Source organism: Prevotella dentasini JCM 15908 (genome assembly GCF_000614065.1).
GTDB lineage: Bacteria > Bacteroidota > Bacteroidia > Bacteroidales > Bacteroidaceae > Prevotella > Prevotella dentasini.
On the sequence record NZ_BAKG01000006.1, the window covers coordinates 1 to 18,522 of the forward strand.

An 18,522-nucleotide genomic window follows, 5' to 3' on the forward strand; every position below is an offset into this window, starting at 1 on the left:
TTTTTTATTGGACTATAGCCACATTGCCATGAGCCAAAGGACGCATCATCCCGAATAAAGAAAAGGGATAAGTCTTTGTACCTATCCCTTTTTTGTTGAACTACCACATCAGCATTATCAGTTGATGACGGCTATTTTACATACCGTGCCATTATCGCCATTCTCGTCTGCCGTTGCCACCATATAGACCCCAGACGCCACACGCTTCCCGTTCCGGTCATTGCCATCCCACACAAAGCTGCCACCGTTGCTTGTTCCTTCAGCAACGAGGATGCCATTGGTGGTCAAAATCTTCACACTGGCATTGAGCGTAAGACCTACTATCGTGATAGGTCCCGTATATCCGGGCTTCACTGGGTTGGGATAGGCGTATGTAACGTCCTTGTCCATCTTCTCAATAGGCTTCGTAGCATCGCTGACATACGAGCACAATCCCTTATCTGTACCGAAAAAGACTTCACCCGAGGCATCGTCAATGGCAATTGACATCACATTGTCAGACAAAAGTTTACTATTCGAAGTCTGGAAATGCTGTACCTGTGTCATGTTGTCGGCACTTATGAGGTAGACACCGCTGGAACTGGTGCCGAACCACTTTCTTCCGCCACCATCAATCGCCATGCACGTGATGTCGACTCCCGACAGCAGATAGTCGGCAAGGTTAGTCCCATCGTTGCGCGGAACTTTAACCTGAGTGAAAACCGTCTCTTCCGCATTGTCCAATTGCGACGGCTCGAGAACGATTGGGCCGACATCCGTACCCACCCAGATATTCTGACTGGCATCTTCCGCCACACAATGCACACGCGTAGCCGCCACGGTGGTGCCGTCCTGATTGACAAACCGATTGAAAATGTTCAGTCCGTCCGTCGAAGGCTGATAGCAGTAGAGGGCGGCAGGCTCCCAGTTGTCATTGACAAACCACATCAGGCCGCGGCTGTCGAACATCGCATTACTCAATACGCTCGGCCCGACGCCACCGGTCAGCATGGCCGACTTGTGGTGAGAGGTCATCTTGCCGTCGGGAGACAGCTCCAAGATTGTCTCCGCGTTACTCTGGCTGTTCAGAATCCACAGGCTGCCATTGCTGTCGTAAGTCAGTCCGTTTATGAGAACGTAACTATTGCCCAGTTCCTGTCCCCTGTCCATAGCTCCGTGAAGCAGACTGTTATCCTTATTATAATAGTTTTTCAGTTGCCCCTTCAGAAACTCGTACAACCCCGTCTTTCCTCCGACAAACAGATGGTCAGGATTTCCCGGGTCAACCGCAAGACAGTTGTTATCCGTATAGGAATAGCCGGTAATGGTGGAAAGATTGTCTTGATAGATAGTCCATTCGCCATCCTGCAACACCTGTACCATTCCCGGATTATTCATCGATACGCTTCCCGATTTGAAAAGTCCTCCAACGGTATACAAGCGATTGTTGCTGAACCGCATAAAGGCAAAGTTATTATACCTCGGACCACCCGGACTGAGCGTCTTTGCCAAAGCGACGAGTTCTTCATCCATCTTTTTTGTACGCGCGGTATAGTCCCCTATCCTTTCCCAGTTCTTCTTGTCGAGGAGATTGTCAGTGGTCAGTCCGCGGTAGAGCCCCCTCTCCTTGCTGGCAGCAAAGACATAGCTGCCCTCCGTGTAGGTATAGTCGACATTGAAGCCGAGGTTATAAGTATCGCTGATATAGCCCTGCGCCACGTTTATCTTCATCACCCCGAAGCCCGTAGAGACATAGCAGTAGCTGCCCGACATCGCGAGGTCGTTGATGCGCTTGTCTGCCGTTATCGACTTATGATAATAGTCGGGCAGACTCGCGACGTTGCCTTTCTCGTCGAGCAGGTCGATATTGTAGTCCGCATACACTACGACAAGTCTTCGGGCCGCAGCGTTCCACCCTATATAGTCAATGTCGCAGTCGTTCAGCCCCGTTACCTTGTCGTAGGTTTGCAGGCTCTTGTCCTTCTCGTTGTAGGTATAGAGATTATCCGAGGCAAGCACATAGAGCATGCTGCCGCCCCGTTCTATCCATTCTATGTCGCTGTAAGCCATATAGGCTTTCCACGTACCGACTCCCTGCGCAGCGGCTTCCGCTACGGAAAGAGTTGCCAAGAGGAGGAGAGATATGATTTTCTTCTTCATTGTCATCACATATTTTAGGGGGATATAACACTTGGTGGAGGCCGTCGGACTGCTCGGGCTGCTGATGTCAATACGCCCTGTCGTCCCGGTAGGCTAACGGCTTTTCAGAAACTCCGCCAGCTTTGCCACGGCACGGGCACGGTGCGAAATCCTGTTCTTCATCTCTTCGCCCAGTTCCGCAAAGCTCTTGTCATAGCCGTCGGGAACGAAGACTGGGTCGTAGCCGAAGCCCTCGCTGCCCTGTCTTTCAAAGGCTATCGTGCCGTCGACACGGCCTTCAAACTGGTGTTCCTCACCATTTAGTATTAACGAGATTACGGTACGGAATCTTGCCTTTCGGTTGTTATTGTTTCCTAATTTGCGGAGCAGCTTCTCCATATTGGCCTCGCTGTCGTGGTCTGTCCCCTCGGCATATCGGGCAGAGTGCACACCCGGCTCTCCGTTCAGGGCCTCCACTTCCAGTCCCGTGTCGTCGGCGAAGCAGTCGTGATGGTACTTCCCTGCCACGAAGGCGGTTTTCTGACGGGCGTTTTCCTCCAAGGTAGCTCCCGTTTCGGGAATATCCTCGTGGCAGCCGATGTCGTTCAGCGACACTATCTCGAAGCCGTCGCCGAGAATATCGTTTATTTCAGCGAGCTTGTGGGCATTGTTTGTAGCAAATACTATTTTCATATTGGTTGTTTTATAGGGATTGATGACCCGTGAGGGACAGGGATATGCCCGTGTCCCGGACACCCCGGTAAACTCAGACCTCCCTTTCCCGGGAGGTCTGAGACAGGATGGAAAAGTCTACTTGCAAACGATGTTGACAATCTTCTTCGGCACGACGATGACCTTGACAATGGTCTTTCCGTCAATGTAATGCCGGCTGCGCTCGTCTGTCAGAGCAGCTTTCTCCACATCGTCCTTGCCTGCATCGGCAGGGAAAGTCATTTGAAAACGTGCCTTGCCGTTGAAGCTGACAGTCAGCTGTATCTCGTTCTCAACGAGATACTCCTCGTTCCATTCCGGCCAACGGGCATCGCAGACGGTTGATGTACCGCCCAGCTGCTCCCACAGCTCCTCGGCAATATGCGGAGCAAACGGAGCTATCAGCACGATCATGTCTTTCAGCAGTGCGCGGTTGGTGCATTTCTGCTGTCCGAGTTCGTTGACGCAAATCATAAAGGCGGAGATTGCCGTGTTGTAGGAGAATTGCTCAATGTCGCCCGTTACTTTCTTGATGAGCTTGTGGACGCTCTTCAGCGACTCCTTCGTCGGTTCGTCGTCGTTCAGTTCCTGTTGGTAGAGCTTCCAGAACTTCTTCAGGAAGCGGAAACAACCGTCTATGCCGTTCGTGTCCCACGGCTTGCTCGCCTCGACGGGGCCGAGGAACATTTCGTAGAGACGGAGCGTATCGGCACCGTATTGCTCTACGATGACATCGGGATTGACCACATTGAACATCGACTTCGACATCTTCTCGACCGCCCATCCGCACTTGTAGATGCTGGCTGTCGGACTTTGAGTGCTGCCGGAATCCGAAGAGCGGCTGCCATCCTCGAAGATGAACTCGGCATCGCTGTACTCCGGCCGCCACGCCTTGAAAGCCTCAACATCGAGCACGTCGGCATGGACGATGTTCACATCCACATGGATAGGCGTCGTCTCGTACTGGGCTTTCTGCCCCAGACTGACGAAGACAGGGGCCTTGGAATGGTCGTCGGAGTTAATGCGGTAGACAAAGTTGGACCGCCCCTGTATCATTCCCTGATTGACGAGCTTCTGATACGGTTCTTCCTGACAGCTGTAGCCGTAGTCGTGGAGGAACTTGTTCCAGAACCGGCTGTAAATCAGGTGTCCCGTAGCATGCTCGGTTCCGCCGACGTAGAGGTCTACATTCTGCCAGTAGCTGTCGGCTTCCCGGCCAACGAGAGCGTCGTCGTTGTGCGGATCCATATAGCGGAGATAATACGCGGAACTTCCTGCGAAGCCCGGCATCGTGTTCAATTCGAGTGGGAAGACGGTCTGATGGTCTACCAGACTTTTGTCTACTATCTTCTTCTCCGCCTCATTCCATGCCCATACCTTGGCACGTCCCAGTGGCGGTTCGCCCGACTCGGTCGGCTCATACTTGTCTATCTCGGGCAGCTCCAAGGGCAGACACTCCTCCGGCACCATGTAGGGCATGCCGTCCTTATAATAGACCGGGAACGGCTCGCCCCAATAACGCTGACGCGAGAAGATGGCGTCGCGCAGACGGTAGTTCACCTTCACGCGCCCGATACCTTTCTCGGTAACATATTTCTTCGTCGCGGCGATGGCCTCCTTGACGGTCAGTCCGTTGAGCGAGAAACCGCCCTCCTGCGGCTGCCGTGGGCTGTTGATTACAATGCCTTCCTTGGCGTCGAAGCTCTCTTCGCTGACATCCGCCCCCTCAATGAGCGGAACAATCGGCAGGCCGAAATGCTTTGCAAAGGCGTAGTCGCGGCTGTCGTGGGCCGGAACCGCCATGATGGCTCCCGTACCGTAGCCGGACAGCACATATTCTGAAATCCATATAGGAATCCGTTCGCCCGTAAACGGATTAACGCCATACGAACCCGAGAATACACCCGTTACCTTGCGGTCGGACATGCGTTCCAGTTCGGTGCGCTTCTTCACGTATGCCAGATATTCCTCTACCTCGGCCTTCTGTGCCTCGGAGGTCAGTCCGGCAACGAGTTCCGACTCTGGTGCCAATACCATAAACGTAACTCCGAACATCGTATCGGCCCTTGTGGTAAATATCGTGAAATGTCCTTCGCGCATCTCTTCCCCCCCACCATTGGGAGAGGAAACCGGGGTGAGGCACTTGAACTCTACCTCTGTGCCTTCCGAACGCCCCACCCAGTTTTTCTGCGTTTCCTTGATGGAGTCCGACCAGTCTACGGTCTCCAGTCCGTCGAGCAGCCGCTGTGCGTATGCCGACACGCGGAGACACCACTGCTTCATCTTTTTCTGAACCACCGGATAGCCGCCACGCTCGCTGACACCGTCTACCACCTCGTCGTTCGCCAGCACCGTTCCCAGTCCGGGACACCAGTTGACCATCGTCTCACCGAGGTATGCAATGCGGTAATTCATCAGTATCTCCTGCTGCTCGCGCTCGTCCATGCTCTTCCAGTCGCGTGCCGAGAACATCTTCTCCTCGCCTTGGGCTGCATCGAGTTCCAATGTGCCCTCGTCTTCAAAATGGCGCACGAGATCGGCTATGGGCATGGCCTTCTGCAAACGCTTGTCGTAGTAGGAGTTGAACATCTTCTCAAACGCCCACTGCGTCCAGTGGTAATACTTCGGGTCGCACGTGCGCACCTCGCGGTTCCAGTCGAACGAGAAGCCTATCTTGTCCAACTGCTCGCGGTAACGGGCGATATTCCTCTCCGTCGTTACCGCCGGGTGCTGGCCGGTCTGGATGGCATACTGCTCGGCAGGGAGTCCGTAGGCGTCGTAGCCCATCGGGTTGAGCACGTTAAAGCCTTTCAGCCGCTTGTAACGGGCATAGATGTCGCTGGCGATATAGCCCAGCGGATGGCCGACGTGCAGCCCTGCTCCCGACGGATAGGGGAACATATTGAGCACGTAGAACTTCTTTTTGTCTGCGTCCTCCACAACCTTGTAGGTATTCTGCTCGACCCACTTCCGTTGCCATTTCTTCTCGATTTCTCCGAAGTTGTATTCCATTCTATATATGATTTATTTGTTTTTGAGAGATAAAGTAAAGGACAGGGCGTTATTGCTCCTTGCCTTTCAGAAATCCAAGGAATCCACGGGGAGACACCGCCCTCCATGATAGCCGGAACCGTGAGGCGACAGCAACGAAGCTGACACCATTCCCCGTTCCGTCCTGCGGTACGCCGGCCGCCCTTTCCCTTCTGCTTTTTCTTTGGAAAGCACTTATCGTCAGTAGATAATTACCGACTTGCAAAATTACGAAAACTTTCCGTAAACCCGACCAATAAGGTGGGAAAAGTAGTTGCCGCTGCCGAATACCATCAATATATACAGCAGAGATAAAACACAACAGCCCCATCTCTGAATTGACGAGACGAGGCTATTACATAAAAAGATATATCTTACTTTCAATCACGGACAGGGAGCAGCTCGTAAGGATTGGATATTGTGCGGTGCCCAAACCGGCGGAGCAGGGTTACAATGTCTTCTTTCTGATTGTCCTTGCCGATTTGCAATTGGGCATTGCTCGGTATGCGCGAAGCAAAAAAAGGCCAAAGATGCCGGGTAGAATACTCCTTTTCCTTTGATGGAAAATTTGTCAGCGGCAAAATGCGGCTCTGGGACTTAAACTCATTGCTATAACTGAAATGCCACATCCCGTCCGCATAGACCAGTGTACCTACGAGCAACTTACCTAAATTAACATTAAAAGTAGCATCATCATCGGCAGCCACAACCATATTATTATGGCTTTCCGACCAGAACAGACGTTTAAGTTCTTTCTTCAACTTTATCATAATACTTTCTTCAGTTCATTAAGACGGTGTTCCAAACATTTACATATCATCGCGATTCTATTCACGGACATAAGAGAGTGGAAATTTTGCCTGATTTCTGCAAGCATTTTCTCCAAAACAAGCGGTGCAAGCAAAGCTCTGATTTCTGCCTTCGAGATATAATACTCATTTGTATAGATTTTCTCAAACAAACTGAAATGATTCAGATTTTTCTCGTTTTCCCAACCTATCTTCGGACGTGAGCTTTTGCAATATCTTCGTATATGACTGTCAACTGTTTTGTTTACCTCCACAATGTCTGTCAGTTTGGCCTCCGAATAATTCCAAAACAATCCCCTTGCCGTATCGTAGACCGGTGAGAAATAGGGTTGAAAACTTCCGTCAATGGAGCGAATGACGCCCCAATTGAAGAAATGACGGTCATTATTGCCAACCAACGCATCGAAAATGATGAGTTTGGTCAACTCCCGCATGATTTCCTCTTTCTGGTACAGAAACATGCTGGAAATGGCATTTTCCACTAACTGAAGCGTGAACCATTCCCTCGTCAGTTTCTGCCTGTCTACTTCCTCTACGAACAGAGGAGAGTCCTCGTTCAGAAAACCTGCTAAAATATCAGCTCCATGGACAAGCTCTTCTTTCGACGGATTGAGAAAATAGCGACTAAGAAAACGCAATTGTCCGCCAATCATGGCTATTTGGGAATCTGCCATCCGCAGTCCAAAGATTGTACCAAGCCGGTTCAGCAAGAGTTCGGTTATGGATTCTACCGGATACCACTTGTGCCCGGTCTTTGCAATATAGCGAATCCAGTTCTTGCGGTTAGCTTTGTGCTTGGAGCCAAGCAGCCGATAATCATAAATCCCGATGAACTTCTTCGGCGCATCACCATCAATGGTAATAGAGTCGTCAATAAAGTAGTCCTTATGCTTTACGACAGAAACCCTTGGCACATCATAACAATATGCACTCGAAAAATTTTCTATCTTATGGAAAGGAAAATTACCCGATACCATTTTACTGCCTTGATTCTCTTCGTTGCAAATATAATGCAAATTATTTGAAGAAAACAACTTTCTCTTTACCTTTTATATATTATTAGTCTTAATATGCTTGATTATAATGAGCCTGCCTTTCAGTCTTTTTTATCTGTGCCTGTCATTTTCCCAAGATTTCGCCATTTCTTCATTGCCTTTAATCAACTGCATTGCGAAAGTGCCGCTTTCACAATGCGGACAAGCCCGTTTCACCATGCGAAAGTGCCGTTTTCGTCAGACGAAAACGGCACTTTCGTTGTGCGGATGCCTTTCTGCCGGTTTCCGGTACATTCCTATACTGGTTCCGCCTACGCCCATTCCGTTCATCTGCTGGCTTCCGCTCTTCTTTTCCTGAAAGTCGTTGGAGATTTTGCTCTCGTGTGTCTGGAACTGCTTCTTGGTGTTTCCAAAGCTCCACTTGACGGTCAGACCGATGTTGTGCAGCCGTATCGTCGTCTTGGTAGCCTGCGTGAAGTCAGCACCACGGCTGTATTGCTTCATTTCCATCTTGCCCGTGAACGGCGACATGAACTGAAGGCTGATGTCGAGCCTGTCGTTGAAGAAGCTCTTGGCAAGGGTGGTGGTGAAGAAATTGAATCCTCCCGTATGTCCCTGCAAGTTGTACCGCTTCGTCATTCCGCCCATGAAGCAGCTCCACTTCAAGTCCCACGGCAGCGTCTGCTGCCATCCGAAGAAGACATTTGCCTGCCATCCGTGGTTGCGCTCGCCCAGACGGTCGGACCGGATGTCGCCGTAGTCGAAGCTGGCGTTCATCATCAGGCGCGTCTTCGCGGTCAGCGCGTAGTTCATGAAGGTGTTGAAGTTGGTCCAGCGGCTGCGCACGATGTTGCCGTAGGTTGTGTTCAGCGTACCGTCCTTGAGGAAGGAGTACTGCTCTATCTGGTTGTTGGCGAAGTTTTCGCCCAAGGTCAGGTTCATCATGAACTTCGGTGTGAAGGTGTTGAATACCAGACTGACGTTGTGGCTCTTCTCTACGGCAAGGTCGGGATTTCCATACGAGAGGGCGGTAGGGTTGGAACGGTCTATATAGGGGTTCAGATAGCCGATGCCCGGACGCGAGATGCGCATGTTGTAGTTGATGCCCAAGTTGGTGGCGGCAGCAATATTATAGGTAAAGGATGCCGAGGGGACAAGCGTTCCGTAGTGTTTCTTGAAGTTCTCTCCGGCTCCGAGCACGAACTCTACGTTCTCCCACGTGTGCTCGTAGCGCAGTCCTGCCTTCGCCCCCAGCTTGCCGAGGGTGGCACTATATTCCGAGTAGGCGGCGAGAATACTCTGGCTGTTCTTGTAGTCAACGCTGTTGCCGGCATTATATAGTTCCTCTCCGCTGACGACGTTGTAGAACTTCGAGTCCGACGAATTGCGCCGTGCGATGAATTTCGCGCCTGCATTGAAGGTCTGGCTCTTCGAGAGCGGTGTGGTGTAGTCGGCCTGTACGGTGTGTTCCGTACCGCGTCCGCTGGCATCCGAATAGAGGTCGGTGAGCGGAATCGTTACTTCCGGGGGGAGAGGGTCGTAGGTGCGGCGGTTGCGGTCGTGCTGCGGTGAGGCGGTGAAGAGATAGCTGAGGGTGATGCTGCTCGTGCGTTCCCTGTTGAGAAAGCGCTGGTAGTCAATGCTCCCGTTGAAAGAGCTGTGCGCGTTTTCCATCGTCATCGCGTTGCCGTAGGAGAATCCCTGCCCGTAGATGCCGCCGGAGAAGGATGTGGTGGGGTGTCCGTCGTTCTTCATGTTGAAGTCCGTCAGTCCCAGCGACGCACTGACATTGCTCATCGAGTCCAGTTCGTAGGCGAGAGAGAGGTTGGCCATCGTGAAGTGCATGCGTGTATTGCCCTTCTGATAATAGTCCATCACCGACCCGTCGGTGCCGGTACGCATTATGGAGGTCTCGGTGCCGTTGTTCCGTCCGTTGTTATACATGACGTTGGCACTATAGGTCAGCTTGCCCTGCTGTCCGCTCAGAAATGCTCCTCCGCGCCATCCGTTGTTGGAGCCGGTTACGCTGATGTTTCCGTTATAGCCGTTCATCTTCTTCTGCTGGCCGCTCGCGCGGTTCATAACGATGTTGAGCACACCACCGGTACCCTCGGCATCGTACTTCGCACCGGGGTTGGTAATGACTTCTATCGACTTCACTGCCGATGCAGGCATCGATTTGAATATCTGCGACGGACTTGCCGAAAACATGACGTTGGGCTTACCGTCGACGTAGACCTTGAAGGAGTTTTGTCCGTTGACCGTGATGTTGTCCTGACCGTCCACCGTTACCATCGGCACCTTGCGGAGCATGTCGAGCACGGTGTTCGTGTTCGCATCGACATCGTTCTGTACGTCGTAGGACATCTTGTCGGTCTCCATTTTCACAAGCGGCTTCTGCGCCACCACTTCCACGCCTTCCAGTGCCTTGGCGTCGTCCTGCACGAGCAGTGTGCCGAGGTTGAGCGTGGGAGCATTTCCCAACTCTACGCGGCGGACAATCTCCTTGCGGCCCATCGACGAGAAAACTATGTAGTATCGCCCCTGACCGGTTACCTTCTGCTCGAACTTTCCGTCGACGTCCGTAACCGACATGGCAAGCGGCTTGTCATTCTTTCCACGGCTTTTATAGACCCTCACGGTAGCGTAGGGTTCGCTCTCGCGGGTCAGCGAGTCTTTCAGTTCGCCAGTGATAGTCGTAGTCTGTGCCTTTGCGAAAGTTGCCGAGAGCAGCAGCCATACAGCTATCATCAAATGTCTGGTAAGTGTCATATCTTCTTCTGTTTATTTGATATTCCTGTCCGGGTGGGGGCGTCTTCTGCCTCATCGTGGGTGTACTATCTATATGGTACGCTGCAAAAGTATGTATAAATAAACTCTCCCGCAAATTTTTATGGATTTTTTTGCGTTCTTTTTCGTCTCTTTTCGTCGCGTGAAGATAAGACGGAGGCTCCGTGGCTCTGCGTGCGACAGACAGACAAGCCAACAGCAGCGTACAGGCACGTTGGTATCGCACGCAGCAAAAATGTAGGGACAGACCGCGTGTCTGTCCGATACGAGTATGGCGGACAGGCACGGGGCCTGTCCCTACGGGCTGATTGCGATTCGCCTGTAATGCAGATAGAAGATGCAGAAAGGACAGATTGCAGGTGCGAATCCCCTGTTTGGGGCAAGCGGAAATGTAGGGACAGACCGCGTGTCTGTCCGAATTGGAGATGGCACTTCACGACACTTGCCACCCCACTTGAGCAATGCACGATATTCAGGTATAAAAGACGAAATAGTTATGATTATCCGCTTAAAATATTAAAAAACTACTTCTTTGATACAAAAATATAGCTAAAAAGTTGCAGATAAGATTATTTTGTATTATATTTGCGAACGAATGATACCCCAAACCAAGGAATATTATGGAACAAAGGACATTTATTATTCTCATAATACTGGCAGCTGTGATTGCTGTTGTACTTTTCAAGTTCTTCCATAAACACACGATGGACTATAATAAGGAGGATTTGGAAAAGAACATCGTCAGTATTTTCAACGGCCATGACGGTGATGAGATGTCCCGGTCTGATTTCCTCAAAGAGCTTAAGCGCGTTTATCATTGTACGCAAAAGGAAGCTGTGTTCCTCTTGGGGGCTGCCCAACGCATCCGCCTCGTCGGCATGACCGACAGCACGGTACGATTGCTATAACCCGATATGATTTCTCAATAATATAAAAGTTTCATACTGTTGATAATTTAGAAGGTAGGTACGAGCCAGAAAACGTTATGTATGGCTATGTGAATAGTCGGCATCGCGATTCTGGCTCATTTGTGTGTATATGCCTTTCAGGGCAGCGGGGAAGCAGTCCTGCCTGTGTGGTCAGACGGTTTCAGCCCACCTGCCCCATGCGGAAGCCGCCTACAGGTTTCCCTACTATAAAATCAGCAGTACGAAAGGCTGCGGGGTAAAGCTGATTCTATTTTTCTTCCCAATTCAGCATATTATGCAGATTATTCCGCGGTTTGTATCTTCTGCTCCCGACATTTTTACGTAACTTTGCAGCCATAGACTCATCAACAGGTGGCGAAAGCCGATTTGCCGCCCATAAAACATGAAATGAAAATATGAAGAAGATTTTATTATCCCTCCTCTGTGTCCTGCTTGCCTTTCCGGCACTGGCACAGAAAAACGTGTATAAGTTCAGCGTAAAAGACGGAAACGAAAAGACCGTCAAACTGAAAGACTACAAGGGCAAGGTGCTGCTGATAGTCAATACGGCCACCAAGTGCGGTTTCACTCCCCAGTACGAGGAGCTTCAGAAACTCTACGAGACCTACAAGGCACAGGGACTTGTCGTGCTCGACTTTCCGTGCAACCAGTTCGGGGAGCAGGCACCGGGGTCTTTCCGCGAGATTCACTCGTTCTGCACTGGCAATTACGGCACCACGTTCCCGCAATTTGCCAAGATAGACGTCAACGGAAAGTCGGAATCGCCCCTCTACACCTACCTCAAGGCACAGCAGGGATTCAAGGGATTCGACACGAACACCCCCATCGGCAAGTATCTCGATGAGAAATTCCGAGAGGATAACCCCAACTACGACAAGGATCCGGGCATCAAATGGAACTTCACCAAGTTCCTCGTAGACCGCGAGGGGCATGTAGTAGACCGGTTTGAGCCTACTGCCGACATGAAGGACGTAGAGGCCGGGGTGCGCGCACTGCTCAAGATGTAATCTCCCGTGAGACTTTCCCACGCTACGGAGAAAGGTCAGGAGCGGCTCAGAACAGCCGTTGCGAACATCCGCACCGGCTTTGACCAAACCGGGAAGAAGATTCAATAACAAGCATCATCGGTATATTTTCCTGTCCGACAATGGCTATATTGGCAGTTTTTTTGTAAGTTTGCAGATGAGAAGCAACCAATGCCGGACAGGCGGACAAAGTACGAAAAACTACAGAATAAATAATAATGGAAAATCTGAAAAAAGCCTTTGCAGGCAAGCTGCTGGGCATCAAGGCCATCAAACTGCAACCCAACGACCCATTTACATGGGCAAGCGGATGGAAATCACCGTTCTATTGCGACAACCGCAAGACCCTCTCGTTTCACGACGTCCGCTCGTTCGTGAAGCTGGAACTCACCCACGCCATTCTCGAAAACTTCCCCGAGGCTACTGCCGTTGCCGGAGTTGCAACGGGAGCGATAGCCCAAGGCGCACTCGTTGCCGAAGAACTGGCCATGCCCTACGCCTATGTCCGGCCGAAACCGAAAGACCACGGCATGAAGAACCAGATAGAAGGAGAACTGCCCGAAGGCTCGAAGGTGGTAGTAGTGGAAGACCTTATCTCTACCGGCGGCTCTTCGCTGAAGGCCGTTGCAGCCCTCCGCGAAGCCGGATTTGAGGTGGTGGGCATGGTGGCATCTTATACCTACGGATTCCCTGTGGCAGAAGAGGCGTTCAGGGCTGCCGGGGTGAAGCTCGTAACCCTCACCGACTATGAGCACGTGGTGGAGAAAGCACTGGAGACGGGCTACATCAGGCAGGACGAGGTAGCGATGCTGCACGAATGGCGCAAAGACCCTGCCAACTGGAAGAAAGACTAATCGGAGAAAAGAAAAGGCAAGAGGGCAAAAGCAGGGCAAGAAAACGGCAGGAAGTAACGTGTACGGAGACTATCCGCATATACACCGCGAAAGCATTGTCCTGTCCCTCTCTGCCAACGGCACGGAAAGACAACGCCCTGCATCTTCTCTCATTCCATAAATGAAACCAAGCATGACAAAATTTGAAAGCAGCGTAAAGCAGATACCACATACCCAAGAAAGTGTCTACAACACACTGAGCGACCTGAACAACGTGCAGCGGCTGAAAGACCGGCTGCCCGAAGGAACGACAGGAAACGAAGACGCAGACAAGATAAAGGAGAAACTACAGAACCTCACTTTCGACCACGATTCACTCTCGGTCAGCGTAGACCCGGTCGGACAAATATCCATGCGGATTGTCGGGCGTGAAGAACCGAAGACAATAAAGTTCGAGAGCGACAACTCGCCGCTGTCGTTCAAGTTCTGGATTCAGATTCTGCCGGTTACCGAAACGTCGTCGAAAATCAGGCTGACCATCGATGCCGACATTCCTTTCTTTGCCAAGGGAATGGTCTCCAAGCCTCTGCAAGAGGGCATTGAGAAGATAGCCGACGCATTGGCCATGATTCCGTATGAATAAACGGGGCAACTTTCCTATAGCACGAAAAGCGGCATGGGCACTGGCAACAGTGCTCTTGGCCGTGTCGTGCGGCAACGACATTGAGTTCACCTACAGCGACTATCATTGCAATCTTACGATAGACAACGGCACGCATCAGGATGCCACGCTGGCAAGTGCCATGAGCGAGTTGTCCCCCGGGGTGTTCTGTACCGTCCGGACTGTCTATAAAAACGGCGCGAACTTTTATACCTTTGACAATAATCAGGGACTTTCGTCAGAGAAAAGGTTTACTGCCATAGATATAAGACTGGAGAACCATCGGCGCGTAGGACAGAATCAGGGGCTTGTGATAGGCTTCGGCAACGTGGGAAGTCCCGTCAGTTTCCATGCCTATGACCTGCAATGCCCGAACTGCTTCAACCCCAACGCGTATCCCGTCCTTTCCCATGAGCTGTCAGTCAGCCAGACAGGCATAGCCACCTGCCGAAACTGCAAACGCAGCTACAACATGAACACGGGCGGAAACATCGTCGGCGGAGACAAGGGAAAGCAGCTCATCAGCTACCGGGCAGCCACAAACGGGCCGTTCGGAATCCTTCAGGTATATTAATTCCCAAAGCGTCATGGGGCTAATGTCCCCGTATGGTTCCTGCAAGTACCGTAACGGCAAAAAACTTCCAAATATTTTGTCAAATCGAAGAAATACCCTTATCTTTGCACGCAGGTTTGCCGCAATGGTGGAATTGGTAGACACGAGGGACTTAAAATCCTTGGCCAGTAATGGCTGTGCGGGTTCGAGTCCCGCTCGCGGCACTTTTTTTCTTAGACACCTACACATGAAGCAAATAGTAAGTCTACTTTTATTCTCCCTGCTATTGGTTTCTTGTGGTACTCGCAGTGGGCACTTCAAGATGGAGGGACGTTTGCTGCACATCAACCAAGGAGAACTTTATGTCTATAGTCCCGACGGCGGACTTGAAGGACTGGACACCATCAAGATTCAGGGTGGCCGGTTTGCCTACGAAATTCCCTGCAAGGAGCGTGCGACACTCGTCATTATCTTTCCCAACTACTCTACCCAGCCTATCTTTGCCGAATCGGGCGAGGCGGTGGAGATAAAGGCCGACGCCTCCCACCTGAAGGAAATGGAAGTCGGGGGAACGGACGACAACGAGCTGATGACGGAGTTCCGCAGGCAGATAGCATCGGCCTCGCCTCCCGACGAGCTGAAATATGCCGGCCAATTCATAGAAGACCATCCCGAATCGGCCGTCAGCGTCTATCTGCTCAGCAAATACTTTGTCCAGACCGAGGCTCCCGACTACAGGAAGGCATTGCGCCTGATAGACAAGATGCTCGCAGAACAGCCGAGGAACGGTGCGCTTGTCCGCCTGAAACGCCTCCTTAATAATATGAAAGGTGGGAATGTCGGTGATAGGCTTCCCCGGTTCTCTGCCCGGACGCTCGACGGCAAGACCATTACCCAAGCCGACCTGAAGGGAAAGACGGTCATTATCAGCCTTTGGGCCACATGGAACTACGAGAGCGTCAATATGCAGCGGACACTCAGCGAGGCCGTAGAAAAGGGCTATGCCACCGTGTTGGGCATCTCGGCAGATGCAAGTCCCAAGGAGGCACAGCAGACCCTGAAGAACAATGAGGTGCACTTTCCGAACGTCTGCGACGGAATGATGATGGAAAGCCAACTCGTCAGGACTCTCGGACTAAGAACCATCCCCGATAATATCGTCATAAAGAACGGACGGATTGCCGAACGCAATATAACGGAAAGTACCCTCCGGCAACGGCTAAGCAACTTCAACTGATGACCCAATGCTCGTAAAAACATATTGTGCCGCTGTCAACGGAATGGAAGTTACTACCGTTACGGTGGAAGTTAGCATCACCCGCGGGGTGCTGTACCATCTCACAGGACTTGCTGACGCAGCTGTCAAGGAAAGCCATGACCGCATTGCGGCAGCTCTGCTCAATACAGGTTACAGATTTCCTGTTGCCGACATTACTGCCAATCTTGCTCCTGCCGACCTCAGGAAAGAGGGGGCGGCCTTCGACCTTCCGCTTGCCATTGCCATTCTTGCAGCCAACGAGAAGATGCAGACCGACCATCTCGACAAGTATATGCTCGTGGGCGAACTGAGTCTGGACGCAGTCTGCAGCCCGTCAAAGGGGCATTGCCCATTGCCATCAAGGCTCGGGCCGAGCACTTCAGGGGTCTGATTGTACCCAAGGCGAACGAGCACGAGGCGGCTGTGGTCGATACGCTCGAAGTCTATGGGATGAACAACATACTGGAAGTCATTCAATTCCTCAACAATCCCTCTCTGCTCGAACCTTGCATCGTCGATACGCGCAAGGAGTTCTACGAACATCAGTACGACTTCGAGCTGGATTTTGCCGATGTCAGGGGACAGGAGAATGTGAAACGCGCCCTTGAAGTGGCAGCAGCCGGAGGACATAACCTCATCATGATAGGGCCGCCGGGCAGCGGAAAGAGCATGATGGCAAAACGGCTGCCGTCTATCCTGCCTCCGCTGTCGCTCTCCGAGAGCCTTGAGACCACGCAGATACACTCCATTGCCGGAAAGCTGCCGCGCGATGCGGGCCTGATAACACAGCGGCCGTTCCGCAGTCCGCACCACACCATATCGGAAGTGGCACTCGTCGGGGGTGGTGCCAGTCCCATGCCGGGCGAGATAACACTGGCACACAACGGAGTTCTCTTCTGCGACGAGCTGCCCGAGTTCAACAAGCACACCCTCGAGGTGCTCCGTCAGCCGCTCGAGGACCGTAACATCACCATATCGCGGGCCAAATACACCGTTACCTACCCGTGCAGTTTCATGTTCATTGCCAGCATGAATCCGTGCCCTTGTGGCTATTATGGCGACCCGACGCACCACTGCGTCTGCTCGCCCGGACAGATACAACGCTACCTCTCGAAGATTTCCGGCCCGCTGCTCGACCGCATAGACATCCAGTGCGAGATAGCCCCCCTGCCTTTCAAGGACATATCCCAAGCCTCGCAGGGGGAGCCGAGTGCTGCCATCCGCGAGCGCGTCATACAGGCGCGCACCATTCAGACCGAACGCTTCAAGAACTACCGGCACATACATTGCAACGCACAGATGTCCGAACGGATGATTCATCAGTTTGCCGAACCGTCCACCTCCTCGATGGATTTGCTCCGCAATGCCATGGAACGGCTGAAACTCTCCGCCCGGGCCTACAACCGCATCCTGAAAGTGGCGCGCACCATTGCCGACCTCGAAGCATCGGACACCGTACAGATGCAGCACATCGCCGAAGCCATTGGCTACCGAAATCTTGACCGCAGCGACTGGGCCGAGAGAGGATTATAGGGCTGGACGGCGACAGATGATATTCATAAAAATTATAAACACGGAAAAACTTTTTTATATCACGTCATTAAAAACAACAATAACAACCAAGGGAGAAAGAGAAGATAACATGAAATTGTTGTCAGCCTGTCAGCGATTTTAACATTTTGAAGACTGGTTATCAATGAGTTGTAAAGGTTGACAGATTGACAGGAAAATGAAAAACATTTTTTCCTTAAAAAAGATGAGGCACGGAGAGCACAGAGGTCAGGAGAAAAAGGCGGACAGGCACGGGGCCTGTCCCTACAGGTGAATGGGGATTCCATGTAAATTCAAAGCACGGCGGACAGGCACGGGGCCTGTCCCTACAGGAGGGATGCGAGCTGCTGCTCCAAATCGGAAACGGAGGTCATTTTGGCGATTACCTTCTTGTCGGCATCCAGCAACAGGCAGAGAGGCTGCGTGCGGAGGTCGTAGAGGCTATTAGCTATAATGCTGTGGTTACGGTCATGAGTGTCTGTCCAGTTAGGACGGTGGCCGTAACGTGCGGCAGACGAATCGACATCACCCACATTCACGGAAAGGATGAAGAGCCTGCCCGACGACAGGAGCGACGCGACACGGGGACTACTCTCCAGCCAACCCATTACCAACCGGCAATGGTCGCACTCGGGATCGTAGAGCAACAGCAGCAGACGAGGGGCAGAGAGCTGATAAAGCGAAGACGCTGCACCCGAATCGGATACGAAACCGAAATCGGCTGCCGTGCCTCCCACACGACAATGCGAGAGCATGCGGAGCTGAGAAGCGTAGCGCAACTGATACAACGTGTCTACATCGTGCCGGGACGTAAAGGCGTTCAGGGCAGCGAGATAGGCGGCATCGTTGCAATAGGGGGAGCCGGTATCAAAGAGGTATTTCTCCGCCAAAGACATCAGGAAGATGCCTGCCGACGGTGGAATGGCTTCACTGGCAGTCAGTCCCGACAGCGAATGCCCCACCACGGCAGCATCGGTCAGGGCGAAGAGGTCGCAGTAGTTCACCCATGCCTGCTCTATGGAGTCGTTGTCAGCTGAAGACAAGGCGGCAGGAAAAGAAGCCCTGTCCCAGTAGTGGCTCACCAAATAGGCAGCACGGCCACCGACCGTAGTAAGAGAATCGGGAATAGAGGGGAAAGAAAAGACAAAGGACTCTTGCGCCGTGGCTTTCTGTGCCCTTGCACTAAAAGACAAGAGGAAGAATATCAGCACACAAATGGTGCCCACACCGCGCAAGAGTCCTTTATCGCTGCTCAGCAT

At 52.0% G+C, this 18,522-nt stretch carries 13 protein-coding genes, 1 tRNA gene and 1 pseudogene; 8 read left to right on the forward strand and 7 right to left on the reverse strand.

The window, feature by feature from the left end; translation table 11 throughout:
* Nucleotides 1–117: 117 nt before the first annotated feature.
* From porZ to JCM15908_RS04120, 6 genes are all read right to left on the reverse strand, one after another.
* Complete coding sequence (gene porZ, locus JCM15908_RS04090; protein WP_025002370.1) at nt 118–2,145, reverse strand: type IX secretion system anionic LPS delivery protein PorZ; 2,028 nt, start codon at nt 2,143–2,145, stop codon at nt 118–120.
* 87 nt (nt 2,146–2,232) lie between these two features.
* Entirely contained in the window at nt 2,233–2,811 is a 579-nt protein-coding gene (locus JCM15908_RS04095) for a non-canonical purine NTP diphosphatase (RefSeq protein ID WP_025002371.1), read from the reverse strand.
* A gap of 117 nt (nt 2,812–2,928) precedes the next feature.
* Nucleotides 2,929–5,841, reverse strand: a complete 2,913-nt coding sequence (locus JCM15908_RS04100; RefSeq protein ID WP_025002372.1) for a leucine--tRNA ligase — start codon at nt 5,839–5,841, stop codon at nt 2,929–2,931.
* A gap of 398 nt (nt 5,842–6,239) precedes the next feature.
* Nucleotides 6,240–6,629, reverse strand: coding sequence for a HipA N-terminal domain-containing protein (locus tag JCM15908_RS04110; RefSeq protein WP_025002374.1), 390 nt, complete (start codon nt 6,627–6,629; stop codon nt 6,240–6,242).
* A complete protein-coding gene (locus tag JCM15908_RS04115) occupies nt 6,626–7,582 on the reverse strand; it encodes a HipA domain-containing protein (protein WP_148295507.1) in 957 nt (318 codons plus the stop codon). The genes JCM15908_RS04110 and JCM15908_RS04115 overlap by 4 nt, the downstream gene beginning before the upstream one ends.
* Before the next feature lie 318 nt (nt 7,583–7,900).
* Nucleotides 7,901–10,435, reverse strand: a complete 2,535-nt coding sequence (locus JCM15908_RS04120; RefSeq protein WP_025002376.1) for an outer membrane beta-barrel family protein — start codon at nt 10,433–10,435, stop codon at nt 7,901–7,903.
* A 722-nt stretch (nt 10,436–11,157) separates the two neighbouring features.
* Here JCM15908_RS04120 and JCM15908_RS04125 point away from each other — a divergent pair.
* The 8 genes and pseudogenes from JCM15908_RS04125 (at nt 11,158) to JCM15908_RS12225 (ending at nt 17,245) form a co-directional block, all read left to right on the forward strand.
* Complete coding sequence (locus tag JCM15908_RS04125; protein WP_148295508.1) at nt 11,158–11,361, forward strand: hypothetical protein; 204 nt, start codon at nt 11,158–11,160, stop codon at nt 11,359–11,361.
* A 416-nt stretch (nt 11,362–11,777) separates the two neighbouring features.
* A complete protein-coding gene (locus JCM15908_RS04130) occupies nt 11,778–12,389 on the forward strand; it encodes a glutathione peroxidase (RefSeq protein ID WP_025002378.1) in 612 nt (203 codons plus the stop codon).
* Nucleotides 12,390–12,625: 236 nt separating this feature from the next.
* On the forward strand, nt 12,626–13,261 hold the full coding sequence (gene pyrE / locus JCM15908_RS04135; RefSeq protein ID WP_025002379.1) for an orotate phosphoribosyltransferase: 636 nt from the start codon (nt 12,626–12,628) through the stop codon (nt 13,259–13,261).
* Nucleotides 13,262–13,433: 172 nt separating this feature from the next.
* Nucleotides 13,434–13,883, forward strand: a complete 450-nt coding sequence (locus tag JCM15908_RS04140) for an SRPBCC family protein (protein WP_025002380.1) — start codon at nt 13,434–13,436, stop codon at nt 13,881–13,883.
* The gene (locus JCM15908_RS04145) at nt 13,876–14,475 is read left to right on the forward strand and encodes a hypothetical protein (protein WP_025002381.1); all 600 of its coding nucleotides are present in this window, start codon (nt 13,876–13,878) and stop codon (nt 14,473–14,475) included. Before JCM15908_RS04140 ends, JCM15908_RS04145 begins: the two co-directional genes overlap by 8 nt.
* A 118-nt stretch (nt 14,476–14,593) precedes the next feature.
* A tRNA-Leu gene (locus JCM15908_RS04150) sits at nt 14,594–14,678 on the forward strand.
* 23 nt (nt 14,679–14,701) lie between these two features.
* Complete coding sequence (locus tag JCM15908_RS04155; protein ID WP_025002382.1) at nt 14,702–15,691, forward strand: TlpA disulfide reductase family protein; 990 nt, start codon at nt 14,702–14,704, stop codon at nt 15,689–15,691.
* 7 nt (nt 15,692–15,698) lie between these two features.
* Nucleotides 15,699–17,245, forward strand: a pseudogene (locus tag JCM15908_RS12225) (YifB family Mg chelatase-like AAA ATPase).
* A gap of 344 nt (nt 17,246–17,589) precedes the next feature.
* Here JCM15908_RS12225 and JCM15908_RS04165 read toward each other — a convergent pair.
* The gene (locus tag JCM15908_RS04165; RefSeq protein ID WP_025002383.1) at nt 17,590–18,522 is read right to left on the reverse strand and encodes a DUF5106 domain-containing protein; all 933 of its coding nucleotides are present in this window, start codon (nt 18,520–18,522) and stop codon (nt 17,590–17,592) included.

What these genes read in the sequence shown, in the direction of transcription:
- porZ (WP_025002370.1), bottom strand. Translation starts at nt 2,145, where the DNA reads ATGACAATGAAGAAGAAAATCATATCTCTCCTCCTCTTGGCAACTCTT.
- JCM15908_RS04095 (WP_025002371.1), bottom strand. Translation starts at nt 2,811, where the DNA reads ATGAAAATAGTATTTGCTACAAACAATGCCCACAAGCTCGCTGAAATA.
- JCM15908_RS04100 (WP_025002372.1), bottom strand. Translation starts at nt 5,841, where the DNA reads ATGGAATACAACTTCGGAGAAATCGAGAAGAAATGGCAACGGAAGTGG.
- JCM15908_RS04110 (WP_025002374.1), bottom strand. Translation starts at nt 6,629, where the DNA reads ATGATAAAGTTGAAGAAAGAACTTAAACGTCTGTTCTGGTCGGAAAGC.
- JCM15908_RS04120 (WP_025002376.1), bottom strand. Translation starts at nt 10,435, where the DNA reads ATGACACTTACCAGACATTTGATGATAGCTGTATGGCTGCTGCTCTCG.
- JCM15908_RS04125 (WP_148295508.1), top strand. Translation starts at nt 11,158, where the DNA reads ATGGACTATAATAAGGAGGATTTGGAAAAGAACATCGTCAGTATTTTC.
- JCM15908_RS04130 (WP_025002378.1), top strand. Translation starts at nt 11,778, where the DNA reads ATGAAGAAGATTTTATTATCCCTCCTCTGTGTCCTGCTTGCCTTTCCG.
- pyrE (WP_025002379.1), top strand. Translation starts at nt 12,626, where the DNA reads ATGGAAAATCTGAAAAAAGCCTTTGCAGGCAAGCTGCTGGGCATCAAG.
- JCM15908_RS04140 (WP_025002380.1), top strand. Translation starts at nt 13,434, where the DNA reads ATGACAAAATTTGAAAGCAGCGTAAAGCAGATACCACATACCCAAGAA.
- JCM15908_RS04145 (WP_025002381.1), top strand. Translation starts at nt 13,876, where the DNA reads ATGAATAAACGGGGCAACTTTCCTATAGCACGAAAAGCGGCATGGGCA.
- JCM15908_RS04155 (WP_025002382.1), top strand. Translation starts at nt 14,702, where the DNA reads ATGAAGCAAATAGTAAGTCTACTTTTATTCTCCCTGCTATTGGTTTCT.
- JCM15908_RS04165 (WP_025002383.1), bottom strand. Translation starts at nt 18,522, where the DNA reads ATGCTGAGCAGCGATAAAGGACTCTTGCGCGGTGTGGGCACCATTTGT.